At 63.6% G+C, this 17056-nt stretch carries 20 protein-coding genes and 1 tRNA gene; 4 read left to right on the top strand and 17 right to left on the bottom strand.

Annotation, left to right across the window (positions count from 1 at the left end; translation table 11 throughout):
- Positions 1-50: 50 nt before the first annotated feature.
- From QUV21_RS03400 to QUV21_RS03390, 3 genes are all read right to left on the bottom strand, one after another.
- On the bottom strand, positions 51-572 hold the full coding sequence (locus QUV21_RS03400) for a hypothetical protein (RefSeq protein ID WP_300853134.1): 522 nt from the start codon (positions 570-572) through the stop codon (positions 51-53).
- An 88-nt stretch (positions 573-660) separates the two neighbouring features.
- Positions 661-736, bottom strand: a tRNA-Thr gene (locus QUV21_RS03395).
- A gap of 59 nt (positions 737-795) precedes the next feature.
- Complete coding sequence (locus QUV21_RS03390) at positions 796-2484, bottom strand: iron ABC transporter permease (protein ID WP_300853133.1); 1689 nt, start codon at positions 2482-2484, stop codon at positions 796-798.
- Between the two features lie 99 nt (positions 2485-2583).
- On the opposite strand from QUV21_RS03390, the gene QUV21_RS03385 reads away from it, so the two are divergent.
- On the top strand, positions 2584-3456 hold the full coding sequence (locus QUV21_RS03385; RefSeq protein WP_300853132.1) for a hypothetical protein: 873 nt from the start codon (positions 2584-2586) through the stop codon (positions 3454-3456).
- A 45-nt stretch (positions 3457-3501) separates the two neighbouring features.
- On the opposite strand, the gene QUV21_RS03380 is transcribed toward QUV21_RS03385, so the two are convergent.
- On the bottom strand, positions 3502-3756 hold the full coding sequence (locus QUV21_RS03380) for a DUF2312 domain-containing protein (RefSeq protein WP_300853131.1): 255 nt from the start codon (positions 3754-3756) through the stop codon (positions 3502-3504).
- Between the two features lie 170 nt (positions 3757-3926).
- Here QUV21_RS03380 and QUV21_RS03375 point away from each other — a divergent pair, with 170 nt between their 5' ends.
- Positions 3927-4142, top strand: a complete 216-nt coding sequence (locus tag QUV21_RS03375) for a hypothetical protein (RefSeq protein ID WP_300853130.1) — start codon at positions 3927-3929, stop codon at positions 4140-4142.
- A gap of 3 nt (positions 4143-4145) precedes the next feature.
- Here QUV21_RS03375 and QUV21_RS03370 read toward each other — a convergent pair whose 3' ends face one another.
- The 3 genes from QUV21_RS03370 to QUV21_RS03360 form a co-directional block, all read right to left on the bottom strand.
- Positions 4146-5858 (bottom strand): enoyl-CoA hydratase-related protein, encoded by a 1713-nt coding sequence (locus tag QUV21_RS03370; protein WP_300853129.1) that lies wholly within the window; start codon positions 5856-5858, stop codon positions 4146-4148.
- A gap of 113 nt (positions 5859-5971) precedes the next feature.
- Entirely contained in the window at positions 5972-6211 is a 240-nt protein-coding gene (locus QUV21_RS03365) for a hypothetical protein (RefSeq protein ID WP_300853128.1), read from the bottom strand.
- Positions 6208-6540: a TraR/DksA C4-type zinc finger protein gene (locus QUV21_RS03360; protein WP_300853127.1), complete on the bottom strand. Its 333-nt coding sequence runs from the start codon at positions 6538-6540 to the stop codon at positions 6208-6210. Before QUV21_RS03360 ends, QUV21_RS03365 begins: the two co-directional genes overlap by 4 nt.
- 155 nt (positions 6541-6695) lie before the next feature.
- On the opposite strand from QUV21_RS03360, the gene QUV21_RS03355 reads away from it, so the two are divergent.
- Positions 6696-7124: a TIGR01244 family sulfur transferase gene (locus QUV21_RS03355; protein ID WP_300853126.1), complete on the top strand. Its 429-nt coding sequence runs from the start codon at positions 6696-6698 to the stop codon at positions 7122-7124.
- Between the two features lie 4 nt (positions 7125-7128).
- Here the strand turns inward: QUV21_RS03355 and QUV21_RS03350 are convergent, their stop codons facing one another.
- From QUV21_RS03350 to QUV21_RS03305, 10 genes are all read right to left on the bottom strand, one after another.
- Positions 7129-8094, bottom strand: a complete 966-nt coding sequence (locus QUV21_RS03350; protein ID WP_300853125.1) for a FliM/FliN family flagellar motor switch protein — start codon at positions 8092-8094, stop codon at positions 7129-7131.
- A 57-nt stretch (positions 8095-8151) separates the two neighbouring features.
- A complete protein-coding gene (locus QUV21_RS03345; protein WP_300853124.1) occupies positions 8152-10836 on the bottom strand; it encodes an ATP-binding protein in 2685 nt (894 codons plus the stop codon).
- Position 10837: 1 nt separating this feature from the next.
- Positions 10838-11101: a hypothetical protein gene (locus QUV21_RS03340; protein ID WP_300853123.1), complete on the bottom strand. Its 264-nt coding sequence runs from the start codon at positions 11099-11101 to the stop codon at positions 10838-10840.
- Positions 11098-11460, bottom strand: a complete 363-nt coding sequence (locus tag QUV21_RS03335) for a response regulator (RefSeq protein ID WP_300853122.1) — start codon at positions 11458-11460, stop codon at positions 11098-11100. Before QUV21_RS03335 ends, QUV21_RS03340 begins: the two co-directional genes overlap by 4 nt.
- An 89-nt stretch (positions 11461-11549) precedes the next feature.
- Positions 11550-12842, bottom strand: coding sequence for a helix-turn-helix domain-containing protein (locus QUV21_RS03330; protein ID WP_300853121.1), 1293 nt, complete (start codon positions 12840-12842; stop codon positions 11550-11552).
- Positions 12843-12956: 114 nt separating this feature from the next.
- On the bottom strand, positions 12957-13937 hold the full coding sequence (locus QUV21_RS03325; RefSeq protein ID WP_300853120.1) for an ABC transporter substrate-binding protein: 981 nt from the start codon (positions 13935-13937) through the stop codon (positions 12957-12959).
- A 39-nt stretch (positions 13938-13976) separates the two neighbouring features.
- Entirely contained in the window at positions 13977-14822 is an 846-nt protein-coding gene (locus QUV21_RS03320) for an ABC transporter permease (RefSeq protein ID WP_300853119.1), read from the bottom strand.
- On the bottom strand, positions 14819-15685 hold the full coding sequence (locus QUV21_RS03315) for an ABC transporter permease subunit (RefSeq protein WP_300853118.1): 867 nt from the start codon (positions 15683-15685) through the stop codon (positions 14819-14821). Before QUV21_RS03315 ends, QUV21_RS03320 begins: the two co-directional genes overlap by 4 nt.
- Positions 15682-16017 (bottom strand): hypothetical protein, encoded by a 336-nt coding sequence (locus QUV21_RS03310; protein ID WP_300853117.1) that lies wholly within the window; start codon positions 16015-16017, stop codon positions 15682-15684. The genes QUV21_RS03315 and QUV21_RS03310 overlap by 4 nt, the downstream gene beginning before the upstream one ends.
- Positions 16018-16026: 9 nt before the next feature.
- Entirely contained in the window at positions 16027-16824 is a 798-nt protein-coding gene (locus QUV21_RS03305) for an ABC transporter ATP-binding protein (protein WP_300853484.1), read from the bottom strand.
- A gap of 104 nt (positions 16825-16928) precedes the next feature.
- On the opposite strand from QUV21_RS03305, the gene QUV21_RS03300 reads away from it, so the two are divergent.
- Positions 16929-17054 carry a hypothetical protein gene (locus QUV21_RS03300; RefSeq protein ID WP_300853116.1) on the top strand — a complete coding sequence of 42 codons (126 nt, stop codon included), beginning with the start codon at positions 16929-16931 and terminating at the stop codon, positions 17052-17054.
- The last annotated feature ends 2 nt before the right edge of the window (positions 17055-17056 follow it).

Below are 17056 nucleotides of genomic sequence, written 5' to 3'. Positions count from 1 at the left end.
CAAAGGCCGCGTCCGGGCATCGTTGCCCAGAGCCTCAACCACCCTATGCATCACCCTTTCGACACGAGCCAAGCCCTCACGATGCTCAGCGCCCTGCCCCCTCCCAGCTTCTCTTTGATGTAGAGGTTCCGCGCATCTTCAAGGGTGCGACAGGGAAGGGGGTTGTCCTCGGAAAGGTTGTGCGGGTCTCTCAATGCCATGGCCAGCACCGTAGAGGACTTGCCGCTTTCCTCCAGCATGTCAGCGACGATGGCACCTGCCTCCTCCTCATCAAGCCCTATCGTCCCCTCAGTGAGCCGCTTGGCCTCTATCAGGGCTGCCTCCCAGATTTCCCGAGGCGTAGAAGTAGAGGGCACTTCATGGCCCCTTTTGGCCTGTACCAAGGCGCGGTCGAACTCTGCTTCAATGCGGGCATGTTCGCGGGCAAGTGCCGCAGGTGATGTGGCAGAGAAGATGCGCTTGAATTCGTCTTTCCCCATGAAGCCCTTTGCAGCTTCGGGTACACGCCGCCGATACTCGAACCGACCTAGACCCAAGTCCTTGATGTGCTTCAACGTCAACGACACGCCCATTTGTGGACCTCCTGTGGACCCGATTGTGGACCCAGAAGGCGAATAACGTCCTGTTATCGTTGATTTACTGGCGTTTCAAAAGTGGATGTGGTGCCCCCAGAGAGACTCGAACTCCCGACCCTCTGATTACAAATCAGATGCTCTACCAGCTGAGCTATAGGGGCGCTGGCTTCCAGATAACCGCAGCCCATTCGGCGCGCAAGACCCCCGTTGGGTCGCCGGTTCAGTCGCGCTGGCCCGGTTCGCGCTGGCCCGGTTCGCGTTGGCCCCGTGCGACGATTGCAACCGCCACCAGACCAACCGCCATCACCATCAGGGCCGCAGGGGCGGCTTCGGACAGACGCTCAAGGCTGGCAAGCTCGAACACGCGGGTGGACAGGGTGTTGTAGTTGAACGGGCGCAACAGAAGTGTTGCGGGCAGTTCCTTCACGCAATCCACGAAGACGACCAGGAGCGCGGTCAGCACAGATCCCCGCATCAGGGGCAGATAGACTGAACCCAAGGCCCCCCCCGCCGTCCGCCCCAAGGACCGCGCGGCCATGGGAAGGGATGGGGAAACCCGCCCGAAGGCTGCATCAAGCGCCCCCTGCGCGATCCCGAAAAAGCGCACAAGATAGGCCAGCCCAAGGGCAAAGGCGGTTCCGGTGATCAATAGCCCGGGGTCATGACCTGTGACCGCCAACACCGCATCGGCCAGCCGGTGATCAAGCGCCGCCAAGGGAAACAGCAGCCCCAGCGCCAGCACTGCCCCCGGCGCGGCATAGCCGATCAGCGTCAGCGGAAGTACCCAGCGCACTACCCGGCTGCCAGAAAGCCGCAGCGCGTATACCAGAAACAGCGCGGCCCCCACAGTGGCAAGCGACGCAACCCCCGCCACAACAAGCGTGTTTACCAAGGCCTTGGTCAGCCCCGGCGCAAGCCAGCCCTCTGGCGCGCCAAGGCTATGGGCCAGCATCACCCCGACCGGCAACAGGAAGCCGCCTGCAAAGGGCAAGAGGCAGAACCCCGTCGCAAGCCAGCGGCGCGGACCGGCAATGGCCTGCGGCGCAATCGGGCGGGCGCTGCGGCCAAGGCGATGAAAGCGCGCACCGCCACGCCCTGCCCGCTCCAGCCCGACCAAAAGCAGGATCAGCAGCAACACCACCCCGGCAATCTGTGCAGCACCCCCCGCGTTGCCGCCGTTCAGCCAGGTTGAAAAGATTCCCGTTGTCAGGGTTTGCACCCCGAAATGATGCACGGTGCCGTAGTCGGCTACGGTTTCCATCAAGGCAAGCGCCACTCCGGCGGCGATTGCCGGGCGGGCCAGTGGCAGCCCAACGCGCAAAAACAGCGCCCAAGGCCCGCAGCCAAGCGCACGGGCGACCTCATAGGTGCAACCCGATTGTTCGCGGTACGCCGCGCGGGCCAGAAGATAGACATATGGATAAAGCGCCAGAGACAGCACCAGAACCGCCGCCCAAAGCGACCGGGTCTGCGGAAACCAGTAGTCGCGCGCCGAGGCCCAGCCAAAGGCCCCCCGCAACGCAGATTGCAGCGGCCCGGCGTAATCCAGAAAATCGACCAGCGCATAGGCCCCGACATAGGCCGGGATCGCCAGCGGAAAAAGGAGCGCCCAGGCCAGCCAGTCGCGCCCCGGAAAGCGGTATTGGCTGACCAGCCATGCCGCCCCAGTCCCCATTGCCGCCGTCAGCACAGCCACACCGAGCATCAGCAGGATGGTCGTCAGAAGATAGCGCGGCAATACCGTGGCCATCAGATGCGGCCAGATGTTTTCCACCGGATTGAAGGCGATCCAGATGATCGAGGCAATCGGCGCAAGCACGATTGCGGCCACGAAAATCGCCCCCGGCGTCCAGAGGTCCAGCCGTCTGCGCGGTGCTTTTTCGGCAACTTGACTGAAATGCTCGGTCATCGCGGGACGGCTTACAGGAAAGCGGTTTAACTGTCCACAAAAGCCCGTATAGTCTCGACAAGAAGGCGGCCCCGGTTGGGCGAAGTGAAGACAGGCCCAATGCGTATCGTCTACCACCTTGGCGCTCATTGCACCGATGAAGACAGGCTGGTCCGCTGCCTTTTGAAGAACCGCGCGATCCTGGCCGATCAGGGCATCATGGTGCCGTCCCCGACCCGCTACCGCAAGTTGATGCGTGATACCGCTGTTCAGTTGCGCGGACAGGACGCGTCCGAAGAAACTCAGGCCATGATCCTTGAACAGATCATGGACGGGGACCATGCCGAACGGTTGATCCTGTCGTGGGACAGTTTCCTGTCCTTTCCCGCATGGGCGGTGCGCGGGTCGCTTTATGTCTTCGCGGGCGAACGGATCCGCGCCTTCACCCGGATATTCCCCGGGATCGAGGCTGAGTTTCACATGGCCATCCGCAACCCCGCCACCTTTCTGCCCGCCTTGCAGTCAAAGGTGAACGCGAAGGGATCCGATGACATCCTTCGCAAGATGGACCCGCTTTATCTGCGCTGGTCGGATGCGGTACAGCAGATTCTGGCCCAGAACCCCGGTGTTTCCCTGACCATCTGGTGCGATGAGGAAACGCCGCTGATCTGGCCCGAGGTCTTGCAGGCCGTCTCCGGCCACGCGCCTGATACGGTGTTGGCGGATGCCGATGAGCTGCTGTCGATGATCATGTCAGACATCGGCATGGCCCGGATGAAAGCCTATTGCTCTGCCCACCCGCCGCAGTCGGTGGCGCAGCGTCGGCGGGTCGTTTCGGCTTTCCTCGAGAAGTTCGCCCGGCAAGATCGGATCGAAATGGAAATAGATCTTCCGGGCTGGACAGATGATACTGTGGCGGCCATGACCAGCCGCTACATGGAAGACGTCGAACGCATCCGGCGTCTGCCTGGGGTCAGGGTGATCGAATCCTAAGGCTGCGGGAAAGGCCCCGCAACCTGTCCCGCCGAGCGCTGGATGTCAGGACATTCCAAGGGCGGACTTGTAAAGCTCCAGCACCGCTTCTTCTTCGGCCAACTCATCCGGCTTGCGTTTGCGCATCGCAATGACCTTGCGCATGACGCGTGTGTCGTAGCCGCGCCCCTTGGCTTCGGCCATCAGCTCTTTTTGCTGATCGGCCACGTCCTTTTTTTCTGAGTCCAGCTGTTCGAAACGTTCGATGAACTGGCGCAGCTCGTCAGCGGTCACGGCATAGGGATCGTTCGCGTCGGCCATCTTCGTCCTCTGGATGCAAGGTCTGTGTCGCCCCGGTTCCTACCCTGCCCCGGCGGGCGGGTTCAAGCAGGATCGGCACAGAGTTGCCGGGGGCCATTCTCCCGCGGGCATCCTTGCCGCAGACAGGCGAAGCAGCTAGGACGCGGCAACGAAAACCCGGAGGGAGAATAATGCAGGCTTTGATCTGGACTGGCGCGGGACTTACGCTGATCGGCGTGGGTGGGCTGGGCTACTGCGTGTTCCGGGCCATGCGGGCGCGCAAGGCCGGGCTGGAAGACAGCGAAATGCGTGCCGAACTGCAGCGCGTCGTGGCCATCAACATGGGCGCGCTTGGCCTGTCGATCCTTGGTCTCTTGCTGGTGGTCGCCGGGATATTTCTGGGCTGAGCCTTAGCGGTCCAGCGCCGAAAGGCGCAATCCGTCCTGGATAAGCCGGTCCAGAAGCGGTGCTGGCGACCAGAGCGGGCTTTCCTCTGCCCAAAGCCGCAGGTCATGGCGCAGGACCAGCAGGCCACGCTGGTCTGCCTGATGCATCGGCCCCCCGCGCCAGCGCGGAAACCCGTGACCGGCCACCATCGCATGATCCACATCCGACGGACGGCGTGCGATGCCCAGATCCAGCAGGCGCAACCCTTCATTGGCCATTGCTGCCAGCCAGCGGTCGCGGATCTGAACCGCGGTCATGTCTGGCGGCGGCGCGGCCGGATCCGGGACGCCGCCTTGAAGGCTTTGTGGCACGACTGCGCCGAATGGAACCAGCGCCGCCCCAAGCCGACGCGGTGACACGCCACGCGAAGAAAGGTGCAGCAAGACCGCCATCCCCGCCGCCGAGACCCGTTCGCCAAGAATGGGGCGCTGGCCGACAAGAAGCGGCGGCAACCCCAGCCGGCGCAGGACCGCGACGGCAGTGGCAATAGCGTCGGGCGCTTCCTCGGCCAGGACCGAAAGCTCGCAAGCCCGCCCGGAGGGGGCAATGGACAGACCCATCTCGCCCTCGGCCCCGCCCAGAACCAGTACTGCGGTTCCGGGGGTGGCACGACTTGAAAGGTCGGCATTCGCAAGATTGGCATGCACCTGAAACGGGATCCCGGCAAGTGCGGCGGGATCAGCAACAATCCGCAACAATGGCCCGGAGGGCAACTGCCCATCCGCCGCCGACGCCTCTGGTTCGGGCTGAAGCCAGACAACCGCCATCCCCTTGGCAACGGCGGCGCGCGCCAGAACGCCAAGGCCTTGCCCGCGCCCGGAAAGCGCGATGCGGTCTGTGAAACTGGCGCCGGCCCGGGCAACGGCAGGCGGCAGCGCAGCCGCACGTCGTTCGGCCTTGACCGCAGCACAAAGCCCGGCTGCCTCGGGCGTCTTCTCCAGATCCTCCCGGGTAACCGCTTCGAAAGCCTGCGCGGCCTCCGGGGGCAGCAGCAGCGCAGCCTCCACACAGTCAATGATCCGTCCGACCGCAGGCAAAGCCCGCGGATATGCGCGCCGCGCCCCGGCAATCGCGGCTTGCCAGGTAGCGGCGGGTTCTACAGGACGCGGAGCGCGCGGGCTGTCGGCCAGGGCTTCGGCCAACGCTATCGCCTCATCCAGAAGCGGGCCGTCGACCACGGCCCCCAACAGTCCCAGTCCCAGCGCCTCGTCTGCGCCAACCGCGCGCCCGGTCAGCAAAAGACGCAACGCAGCCACTGATCCGACCAGTGTTGGCAGACGCCGAGAGGTGCCAGCTTCCGGGCAAAGCCCAAGCGCGATCTCTGGCAGCGCAATGCGGCATCCGGGGCTGGCAATCCGCGCGGTGGCCGCAAGTGCAAGCTCGGCCCCCGCCCCCATCACAAGGCCATGCAGCGCTGCAACAACAGGCACCCTTGCCTCTGCAATCGCCGTGCAAAGATCTGCCAGCCGCGGGGTTGCGTGGTCCGGCTCCAGCGGCAGCGCGCTGGAGAATGTCGTCCCCCTTGCCGCAAGGACGATGGCGCTGCAATCCGCTGTCTCGATCTCGCGCAGCAGGGCGCGGCGCAGCGCAGGACTGATTGTATTGGCAGGACCATTGCCCAGCGTCAGGACAAGTGTCCTGCTTCGCCGTTCAACCGCAACTCCGCTTGATGCCATGATGGCAGCCCCTTGCCCGCCCGCACAAGTAAGGCGCAATCTCAAGGGCTTGGCAAGTTCATACCGCCAGCACGAACCGAACTGACCGGTCGGATCAATTCAGACGGATCAGGTCATACGGGCATGTTGTCAAAGCCCGCCTCGATCATGGCGTCGGTCTGGCTTTCGGTTTCGTCGGTGGACCGGCAATCGGTGCCGGTCATCTGCGGAGTGGCAGAGTGCCGTCCGGGCATCAGCGCGACCAAAGCCTGCATCTCGGCCAGCAGGCGTTGCAGGCCCTGATCTTGCAAGATCAGACCGCGCGGATCATGGTCGCCGGGTTGCCCGATTGTGGTGGAACGAACCTGCGTCATCGGGCGCAAATCCGGCAGAACGGGGTCCAGGGCAGCACGTCAAGCCGCTCCTCTGCAATCTCGGCACCACAGCGGACACAAAGGCCATAGCTGCCGACCTCAATCCGCTGCAACGCAGACCGGATCTGCGGAATTTCGGCCAAACCAGCCATTCCGGTGGCTTCCAGCACCTCATCGACCTCACGCTCGGCGGCAAGGTCGGACCAGTCCGGGTTGTGATGCGAATCAAGTTCCTCCTCGATCGCTTCCAACCTTTCGCCCAGTTCGATCAGGCGGCCTTCCAGCATGGCCTTGCGCTGAGCCAGATTTGTCTTCGGGGACGATTGCATCACTTTCCTCCTCTTGGTGCCTTATGTATCACCCGTCACGGCTGGCCGCACCTTGACCCAAGTCAACGCCAGCGCTTTCGCTTTTCCATGCCAGCGACTATATTTGCCAAAACCGCCATGCCCGGCTTAAGGCCGCCCGTCAGCAAGGAATGAACATGGATATTCGCGCCATTACCCCGGACTACGCCGTTTCACCGCAGATTGAGCTTTCTGACCTCGCCGCGATCAAGGCTGCGGGCTACACGATGATCATCGACAACCGGCCAGATGGTGAAATCCCGCCGCAACTTCACGCCTCGGCAATGAAGTCGGCGGCCGAGGCGCTGGGGCTGGAATTTGTGGCAAATCCGGTGATCGGTGGCGCGTTGACCATGGACAATGTGACCGCGCAGCGCACAGCCATCGCAGCCGCGAGCGGCCCGATCCTTGCCTATTGCGCCAGCGGCAACCGGAGCTCGATCGTCTGGGCCTTGGCCGAGGCTGGCAAGCGTCCGGTGGACGAACTTGTGGGCCTTCCGGCGCGCTATGGCTATCAGCTTGACCACCTGCGCCCACAGATCGAGGCCATGGCGCGGGCGGGCTGACGGATCAGCCGGCGGCCCGCAGACCCGGTTCAGGCGCAACGACAGCAGGGGGGACGGCTGCTGGCATGACCGGGCGGGAGGTCGGGGCGGAATTACGCACCACCTCTGCCTCAAGCACTTTAAGCGCGCGCATCCCGCGATTCTGGCCCAGTCTGGCCCGGGCAACCTGCCGCCCTTCCAGTGTCTCCAGTGAAATGGCGTCCAGCCCTGCAAGCGGCAGGTCCAGCAGATCACCCGGGCCAAGTCCCATGATCTGTGAGATTGGCAGGGTCAGCCGCCCGATCACCGCGTCGAGCCGACTATCGACCCGCAAGACCTGAGCCGCCAGTGCGTTGGCAAAATGTGGTATGTCGGCTTCGTCGCCAATGTCGGACAACTCGGGTCGTTCGCCCCTTCCGTTGGCCGGCAGGATCAATATGACCTGCCCTTCCCGGTCGCCGCCGCCCAAGGCCACGTCAGCCAGCAGGACACGATACGACTCTTCCTCCAGCAGAAGGGCCAAGGGCCTTGTGTCTTCCAGAAACGAGGCGTAGCGGAACCCCCCGGCCCAGACAAAATCTGCCTCTTCGGCAAGGGTTTCTTCCAGCCCGGTCAGCGCACGATCAATCACGCCTGCCACCATTGCAGCATCGATTCTGGTAGGTTTGCGCAGGGTGGGCGCCTGTTGCGACAGCCGGCCAATCGTCTGCATTTCGATCAGCGCAGCCGTGACGGAGGGATCCAGCATGAGGATGCCAAGCCCGGCCTGCGGGCCATCAAGCAGCGCCACCAGCGCCCGGTCCGGCGCGATTTCCAAGAGTTCGGCGAGGCTGGCGCGGGTCACCTTCAGGCGGCGAAATTCAAGATCCAGGCCCATCGCGTCGCGTGTGGCCCGGGCGAGGGCCAGCCGCCAGCCCCGGTCGGCCCCCGGAGCGCCATCGGCAAGCGGCACCCTGGCGCGGTCGATCTTGCGGCGGATCACATCGATCATGCAGACAATCCCCGGGGGTTGATACCCGACATTAGCGCGCGCTGCCCTACCAAAGCGTTAAGCCGCCAGTTTTTCCAGCCGCAAAGGCACCGTGATGCGGAACGCAGCCCCGCCCTGACCTGGCAGGTAAGCCACTGATCCACCGAGATTCGTCATGATCTCGCGGCAGATTGCCAGCCCAAGACCAGCGCCCCCTGCCCGGTTGGCATCGGTCAGGCGGGCGAACTTCTCGAAGATCAGCGACTGCGACTCCTTCGGGATCCCCTTGCCGTTGTCGATGAAATCGATCGTCACCCGACCGGCACGCTGGCGCACGCTGATCCTGAGTTCCGGTTTGGCCGCGTCGCAGTACTTTCGCGCGTTCGAGATCAGGTTGATGAACACCTGCGTCAACCGGTCTGCGTCGGTCTTGATGTAGATCGCTTCGGACGGCAGATCGCGGTGGATGACGAAGCTGCGTTCGGGCCTTGTCTGGCGCGCGGCAGTCAGGGCGGTATCCAGCATCTGTTGCAGGCTGGCCAGACCAAGGTTCAACTGCACGGTACCGTTCTCCAGCACACTCAGATCCAGCAGGTCATCCAGCAAGCGGGTCAGCCGCTTGGCCTCGTCATGGATGATCCGCCCATACTTCGTCACCATTTCGGGCGGCAGGTCGCCTTCGGTCAGGATCTCTGAAAAGGCGCGGATCGAGGTCATGGGGGTGCGCAGTTCGTGGCTGATCTGTGAAAGGAAGGCGTCCTTCTGGATCGAAAGTTGCGTCAGCTTTTCATTGGCCTCGCGCAGCGCGCCGGCGGTGCGGGTCAGTTCGGCCTCGCGCGCCTCAAGCTGGGCGGAGTATTCCATGATCTGGGCGGATTCGCTGGCAACGGCCATCAGGTCTTCCACCGTCACCGTGGCGCGCCCGACAAGCTGGCTGATCATCGCATGGGCGGTGGCAGCCCCCACCGTGCCGGACAACTGCGCCTCCAGCCGGTTCAGAAAGCCGGGGGTCGGATCAGGCAGGAAACTGTCCTTGCCCTGTTCGCGCGCGGAAGACTGAAACAGCGACAGCGCCTCTTCCTCGCCCAGAATTCTCTGGGCCATGGTCAAAAGCGCCTCGGGCTCCACCTGCCCCTTGGACCAGCGCTGTGGTCCTACCGAGCCTTCGAAGACGTTCACAAAGGCCGCGCCCTGCAACCGTTCGACCGGGCCGGGAAAGGTCAACAGAGAGCCGATGCAGAAGGCGATGGCATTCAAGGTCAGCGACCAGAACAGCGCATGGATCAGTGGGTCCATCGCCTCGGTTCCGAACAGGGCCTGCGGGCGCAGCCATGAGAGACCCAGAAGGCCCTGGGCAAAGACCGCATCCGACAGCACCGCCCCCGGCCCGAAGGACGGCAGGAACGAGGTATAGGCCCAGACGACAAAGCCGGTGACCAGCCCCATGATCGCGCCAACCCGCGTGGCCCCGCGCCAGAACAGCCCCCCGATCAAGGCAGGCAGCACCTGTGCCACACCCAGAAACGCAATCAGCCCGATCGCCGCCAAGGCCGCAGACCCGCCCGAGACGTGATAGTAGCCATACCCAAGCGCCAGCACCGCCGCGATGGCCACCCGGCGCGCGTTCAAGACCACCGACCGCAGATCATCCCCCGCCGCCGCCGCTGGTCGCATCCGCAGCCAGAGCGGGATCACCACATGGTTGGAAATCATCGTGGCCAGAGCGATGGATTCCACGATCACCATCGAGGTGGCCGAGGAGAACCCGCCCAGAAAGGCCAACATCGCCAACCCGCCCTGCCCCTCGGCCAGAGGCAGGGTGAGCACGAACATGTCCGGGTTTGACCCTGCGGGAAGACGGTCCAGCCCCACTACCGCGATGGGAACAATGAACAGGCTCATCAGCATGAGATACAGCGGGAAAGCCCAACTGGCGCGGGCCAGATGGCCCTCGTCGTCGTTTTCCACCACCATGACCTGAAACATCCGCGGCAGGGTGATGACAGCGACGGCGGACAGGAAGATCAGCCCCGCCCAGCGTCCCGGCTGCACCTGCCATGCGGAAAGATCGGCCGCGTCGATCCGGGCGATGATGTCGCCGACACCATCCGCAATCCCCCAGACGACGAAAGCCCCGACCGCCAGGAGCGCAACCAGCTTGACCACCGCCTCGACTGCAATGGCGGTGACGATGCCGTGGTGCTGTTCCTTGGCATCAAGGTTGCGGGTGCCAAACAGGATGGTGAACAACGCCAGCCCAACCGCCACCCAGATTGCCGTACTGCCCGGGTCCGGAGGCGCCACTCCGTCTGGTGTCGCACTGGCGAAGACGCCAAAGGACAGGACCACAGATTGCAGTTGCAGCGCTATATATGGCGTCGCGGCCACAACGGCGATGATCGTGACAATCACCCCCAGCGTGTTCGACTTGCCAAAGCGAGACGATATCAGGTCGGCGATCGAGGTGACGCGGTATTGCCGCCCGATCCGCACCAGCTTGCGCAAGAGCCACCACCAACCCACGAAAACCAGTGTCGGGCCAAAGTAGATCGTCAGGAACTCCAGCCCTGATCGCGCCGCATATCCGACCGCTCCGTAGAAGGTCCAGGCGGTGCAATAGATCGACAGGGACAGCGTATAGACAAGCGGTGACCGCAGCCAGCCAAGCCGACCCGCCTGCGCCCGGCGTTCGACTATGAAGGCCACGGCGAACAGGAACACCACATAAAGCAGGCAGGCGACCACCAGAAGGTTGAAGGGCATGTCAGTCCTCCTCCTCCTTCAAACCCTCACCCTTGCGCAGCCCCGGGGCAAAGGCGGCGGCCAGACCGATCAGCAAAAGCCAGACCCCGAAGAAATAGATCACATCGACAGCCGACAGGTTCAGCCGGGATTCCTCGGTCCACAAGAGCGGCAGCAGCAGAAGAAAGATTCCCAGAATCGGTAACAGCCGCGCCGCGTCGCGCAACCGCCGCCGACGGTAGGGCGCCCGGGCCAGAAACAGCGGCGGCTTTTTCCGTGCCATCATCGCCCCATCATCGAGCGGACCTCGGCAAGGATCTCGGCATTGGAAAACGGCTTTGACATGAAGCGGTTGGCCCCGGCCTGTTCGGCCATTTCGCGGTCACGGCCCCGGGCTGTCAGCATCATCACCGGCAGGGCCACCGTTTCGGGGTCGGCGCGCAGGGCGGAAAGGATATCAAGCCCCGACATCCCCGGCAGCATGTGGTCAAGGATCACCAGATCGGGCCGGTCCTTGCGCACGCGCTCGAGTGCGGCGCTACCGTCCGCCTCATGGCTGACGCGCCAACCATCGCGCGACAGGATGAAGCGGATCGCCTCGGCGATGTTCGGCTCATCCTCGATGAGGAGCACATGCTGTGACAACGGTTCCCCCCGGCGCGCTTCCGGCACCCAGACGCCTACTATTGGCGCAACCGGCGGCCATGTCAAAACCCAATGGGCCGATTGGGTCTTTAGGCGGCCGCTGACAGGATTGACGGCTCGCGCCGCGCCGGACAGTCGCCGCGCGGGCAAACCCGGCAGCTTGATCCGATCGGCAATGTCGATACCGCCTCGGGTTCGGCGCCAAGGATCAGCATTCCGGCCTCGCGAAGTTCCGGCCCGCGCAGCCCAAAGGGATAGCGCGGGCTGGCCCATGCCTGAACCCGGTAGCGCCGCCCGCCCTGCCCGGCCATTTCCACAACCGCCTCGACCGGTTGCTGGGGACGCCCAAGCGCTGCGTATAGAGGCCAAAGTGGGCAAGCAGACCCAAAGCGCGGCATGGGAAAGCCAGCTGCCGGCTTGCGAAAGGTCAGGGTGCCTGAGGCGTCGCAAAGCACCAGACCGGCATCAAGGCCGGGCAAACCTGCCAACCTGCGCATTACCACCAAGGGATCACAGCCAAAGACCCCGGCCAAAGCAAAGGGGTCCGGGCCGTGGGTATCCACCGCAGCGACAAAACCGGCCAGCGGCAGAACGCGGGCATCATCGGCCAGTCGGGCCAGATGATCACGCGCCAGACTGCGTGCGGCGGTCGAGGCAAGCCCATCAATTTCCGAGTCCAGTCCCGATGAAAGCGTCGCATCATCGATGGCCCAGTCATGCGATTTCAACCAGTCCTCCACCTCCTCCTGAGGGGCGGCGATGCCTTGTTCGGCAGTGTCGCTGCCCGCATCCAGATAGGCCACCAGCGCCTCGGCCCCGGCTGCAAGGCGTTCACTGTCATGGTGCAGGTTCTGATGGAACCGCCCGGCCCATTCGGGATCGAGATCCTCCGTTTCGGCCAGAATTGCCGCCGTCGCACGGACCGAGGACAGGGACGAAAGCACCTCATGCAGCGACTGCGACAGATGAGGATCATGGGTCATCCGGTCGTTCAAGGTCTCGATCGCGCGCTCAAGGGTCTGCACACGGGTATCCAGCGCCACCAGAAGCCCCGCCCAGCCCGGAAAGCGGCTGACGAATTCATCCTGCCGGTCAATTTCGGCCCCGACTGTCCCCGATGCATCGGTTCCGCCCCTTGCGACCGCAGCCTGTATTCCCGCCATCAGCGCCGCATCGACCCCTTTTGCGACGGCCGACAGATCAACGCCCAGAAGCAGGGCCAGACGGTCCAGCACCTCGCCGCTGACCTTGCGGCGGTTGTGTTCGATGAGGTTGAGGTAGGACGCCGAAATTCCGGCTTCTGCCGCAACATCGGCTTGCCGCAACCCGGCTGCAAGACGGCGTTCGCGCAGTCTGGTTCCAGTCAGAGAGGAAAGCGGCATGGCGTGACCCGTGGAGAAGTCACAAGATTTACAGGTCAGGCAGCGATTGACAACATCTGAAAATCATTCCGCGCCCGGACGATTGCCCGGGCGCGGCCTTGTCGTGTCGTCGGATCAGTTCGCCAGCGCCTTGTCGGTGATGACGCTGGTCCATGCGCCCGTCGGGGCGGCAGTGATCACCGGATCAGACCCACCGGCCAGCAGCGTGGCAACAGTGCGTTCCGCCGCCGCCACATCCAGCGCGCCGTTGGAGCCTGCCGTCAGCTTGGCAATCTCGCCCATCATGCGCTTTTGGTGGTTTTCGGTCTGCGCGCCGGTCTGGTCGTTTTCCAGCACGATCATCGCCGCTTCATCCGGGTTCGCCTCGGCGTATTTCCAGCCTTTCATGCTGGCCCGGACAAACTTGACCATGGCCTCTTCAAAAGCCGGATCGGCCAGACGGTCTTCCAGCACATAAAGCCCGTCTTCCAGCGTCGCCACGCCCTGATCTTCATACTTGAAGGTCACCAGCTGGTCCGGAGAGATCCCGGCGTCGATCACCTGCCAGTATTCGTTGTAGGTCATGGTGGAAATGCAGGCCGCCTGCTTTTGCAGCAAGGGATCCACGTTGAAGCCCTGCTTCAGCACCGTCACCCCGCCAGCCGAGCCATCGGTCGCAAGGCCAAGCGTCCCCATCCACGACAGGAACGGGAATTCGTTGCCGAAGAACCAGACGCCAAGCGTCTTGTCGGCAAAATCAGCCGGGGCGGTGATGCCGGTTTCGGCAAGGCAGGTCAGCATCATGCCCGAAGATGCAAAGGGTTGCGCGATGTTCACCAGCGGCAGTCCCTTTTCCCTCGCGGCCAAAGCCGCAGGCATCCAGTCCACCATCACATCGGCCCCGCCACCCGCGATCACCTGCGTCGGCGCGATGTCCGGCCCGCCTGGAAGAATGGTGACATTCAGCCCCTCTTCCTCGTAAAATCCCTTGTCCTGTGCCACATAGTAGCCCGCGAACTGGGCCTGCGTGACCCATTTCAGTTGCAGCGTCACGTCTTCAGCCTGCGCGCCGGTGGCCATCGCGGCCATGAACGCCCCTGTCATCAGCTTCTTCATCGTCTTCTCCCGTGTTGAGCCCGTATCCCGGGCCTTTGGTTAATGCCTTTGCGAGGGGTGCCAGAAGGTCACCCACCGTTCGATAAGCGCGATCAGCCCGTAAAAGGCCGACCCCGCCAATGCCGCCACCGCAATCTCGGCCCAGACCATGTCAAGGCCAAGCCGCCCCACCTCGGTCGAGATGCGAAATCCCATGCCATAGATCGGACTGCCGAAAAACTCGGCAACGATTGCGCCGATCAGGGCCAGAGTCGATGCAATTTTAAGCCCGTTGAACAGAAATGGCATCGCCGCCGGCAGCCGCAGTTTCACCAGCGACTGCCAGTAGGATGCGCCCCAAGTGGCCATCAGATCGGCCTGCATCCGCTCTGACGCCTGCAAGCCCGCGACCATGTTCACCAAGACCGGAAAGAACACCATCACCACCACCACGGCGGCCTTCGACTGCCAGTCAAACCCGAACCACATCACAAGGATCGGCGCGAGGCCAACAATCGGCAAGGCGGCCACGAAATTGCCGATCGGCAAAAGCCCGCGTTGCAGAAAGGGGCTGCGGTCGATGGCAATCGCGGTGGCGATGGCTGCCCCGCAACCGATCACAAAGCCCGGCAATGCGCCCTTGAGGAAGGTCTGCGAGAAATCCAGCCATAGAGTCGGCAGCGAGACGGCAATCTTGGCCGCAATCGCGCTTGGCGCGGGCAGGATCACCGGGGCAATGCCTGCCCCCCGCACCAGCCCTTCCCACAGGACAAGGATCGTCACCCCGAACAGGATCGGCACCGCCAGCTTGCCCGCCGTAGTCCGCGCCCAGCCACTGGCCGCCAGCCGCGCGTTCAACGCCCAGGCCGCCAGCCAGATGCCAATCGTTCCCACAAGCCAGGTCATGCCGGCACCCCCATGCGCGCGCGGGCCAGCCGCTCTACCACGCCCACGGCAAGGATCAGCATCCCCGCAAGGATCGCCGCCGCGAACAGTGCCGCCCACATGATCAACGGCTCACCGAACTGCGACCCGATCAGCATCCGCGCGCCAAGGCCTTCAATCGCCCCGGTGGGAAGTTCGCCGACGATGGTGCCGATCAGGCTGGCCGCAATCGCCACCTTCAGCGAGGCGAAGAAATACGGCATCGAGGCCGGAAGCCGCAGTTTCAGGAAGGTCGCCCCCTCACCCGCGCCATAAGTGCGCAACAGGTCAAGCTGCATCTGGTCGGGTGCGCGCAAGCCCTTGACCATGCTCACCAGCACCGGAAAAAACGACAGATAGGCCGCGATGATCGCCTTTGGCACATCGCGCCCGCTGATCCCCAACTGGCTGGACAGCGTCAGGATCATCGGCGCAAGGGCAACGATAGGAATGGTCTGGCTGATGATCGCCCAAGGCATCACGCTCATGTCCATCACGCGGAACCGCACGATGGACATGGCCAGCAGAACGCCCATCACGATCCCAAGACCAAAACCCATCAGGGTGCCTTTGACCGTGACATAGCCGTGGTAGACCAAGCTGCGCTTGGAGGTGACTGCCTGCCCGGCGACACCCTTCCACAACTCCGCCGCTACCTGATGCGGCGGGGGCAACAGCGGGCGGGCCTGATCCATGGTCTGCGGGATCACCTCGGCCCATGTCACGGTCTGGCCATTGCGTTCGGCCTGATCGAAGATCCATGTCGCGTTCATCCAGACCGCGGCGGCATACCAGATTGCCACGATCCCGGCGAGAACGGTCAGAACGGGAAGCGCGCGGGTCATGCCCCCCCCCCTTGCGGCCAGGCGATCATCGCCACGGCCACCACGCCAAGCGCCATGCCCGCCAGTTGCAGGCCCGAGGGCCGCTCACCAAAGACCACGATGGCCATCAGCGAAATCGCAACCAGTTGAAAGATCGCCGACAGCGCAATCGCCAGCCCCAGCCCGTTCAGGCGCATCACCTGCACCATCAGCCAGTTGCCAACGCAAAACAGCAAAAGCGCACCCACCAGCACCGGCCAGCCGCCCTTGACCGCATAGGTCTTCAAGACCCCGTTGGCCGCCACGAACACCGCCGTCGCCGCACCAAGCCACAGGAAACTCAGCCCGCTCATGTCCGCGACTCAATCATCTTGATGCCCCGCCCGAAGCCCCTCGCGCACGCGGTGGGCGATCTCGATGAATTCGCGGCTGTCACGGATGTCCAGCGGGCGTTCCTTCGGCAAGGGGCTGTCGATCACATCGGTGATCCGCCCCGGTCGCGGGCTCATCACCACGATCTTGGTCGACAGATACACCGCCTCGGGGATGGAATGGGTCACGAAACCGATGGTTTTACCCGTCCGCGCCCAAAGCTTCAGCACCTCTTCGTTCAGTCGGTCCCGCACGATCTCGTCCAGCGCGCCAAAGGGTTCGTCCATAAGCAGGATATCGGCATCAAACGCCAAGGCCCGCGCAATCGAGGCCCGCTGCTGCATGCCACCTGATAACTGCCATGGGAATTTCTTGCCAAAACCCTTCAGCTCCACCAGCTCCAGCACCCGGTCGATCCGGCTTTCCATTTCCGCTTTGGAAAAGCCCATGATCTCCAGTGGCAGCCGGATGTTCCCGGCAATCGTGCGCCACGGATAAAGCCCCGCTGCCTGAAACACATAGCCGTAAGCCCGCCGCAGCCGCGCCTCGTCCGGGGTCATCCCGTTCACCGTCAGCGTGCCGCCGGTCGGATGTTCAAGCGCCGCGATGCAGCGCAGGAAGGTGGTCTTGCCACAGCCAGACGGTCCGATGAAGCTGACGAAATCGCCCCGGTTGATCGTCAGATCCACATCCTTGAGCGCATGCACCGGCCCGTCCGCCGTCTGAAAGACGAGGTTCAGCCCCTTGGCCTCGATCACTGGAGCGGTGGCATTCGCAGAGGCGTTCATCGTGTCCTTCAAGCGTGGCTTCCTTCACATTCCCGTTGCCAATGCATGCGAACCTTGCGCATGCGGCCAACCCTTCCCATCTCGGCTCGCAAAGGAGGACCGCCATGCAGACGACCCTTGCCTTTGCCCCAGCGCCCGAAGACCTGGACGAGGTTTATTTCGACGCGCCCATCGTGACGTTTGTCCCATCCGCCTCCGAGGAGGAGGAAAGCGAACAGGGTGAGCCCTGACA

Source organism: Tabrizicola sp. (assembly GCF_030373185.1).
Lineage (GTDB): Bacteria > Pseudomonadota > Alphaproteobacteria > Rhodobacterales > Rhodobacteraceae > Tabrizicola.
The sequence above is the reverse complement of the archived record's forward strand: the minus strand, read 5'-3'. Positions and strand labels throughout refer to the sequence as shown.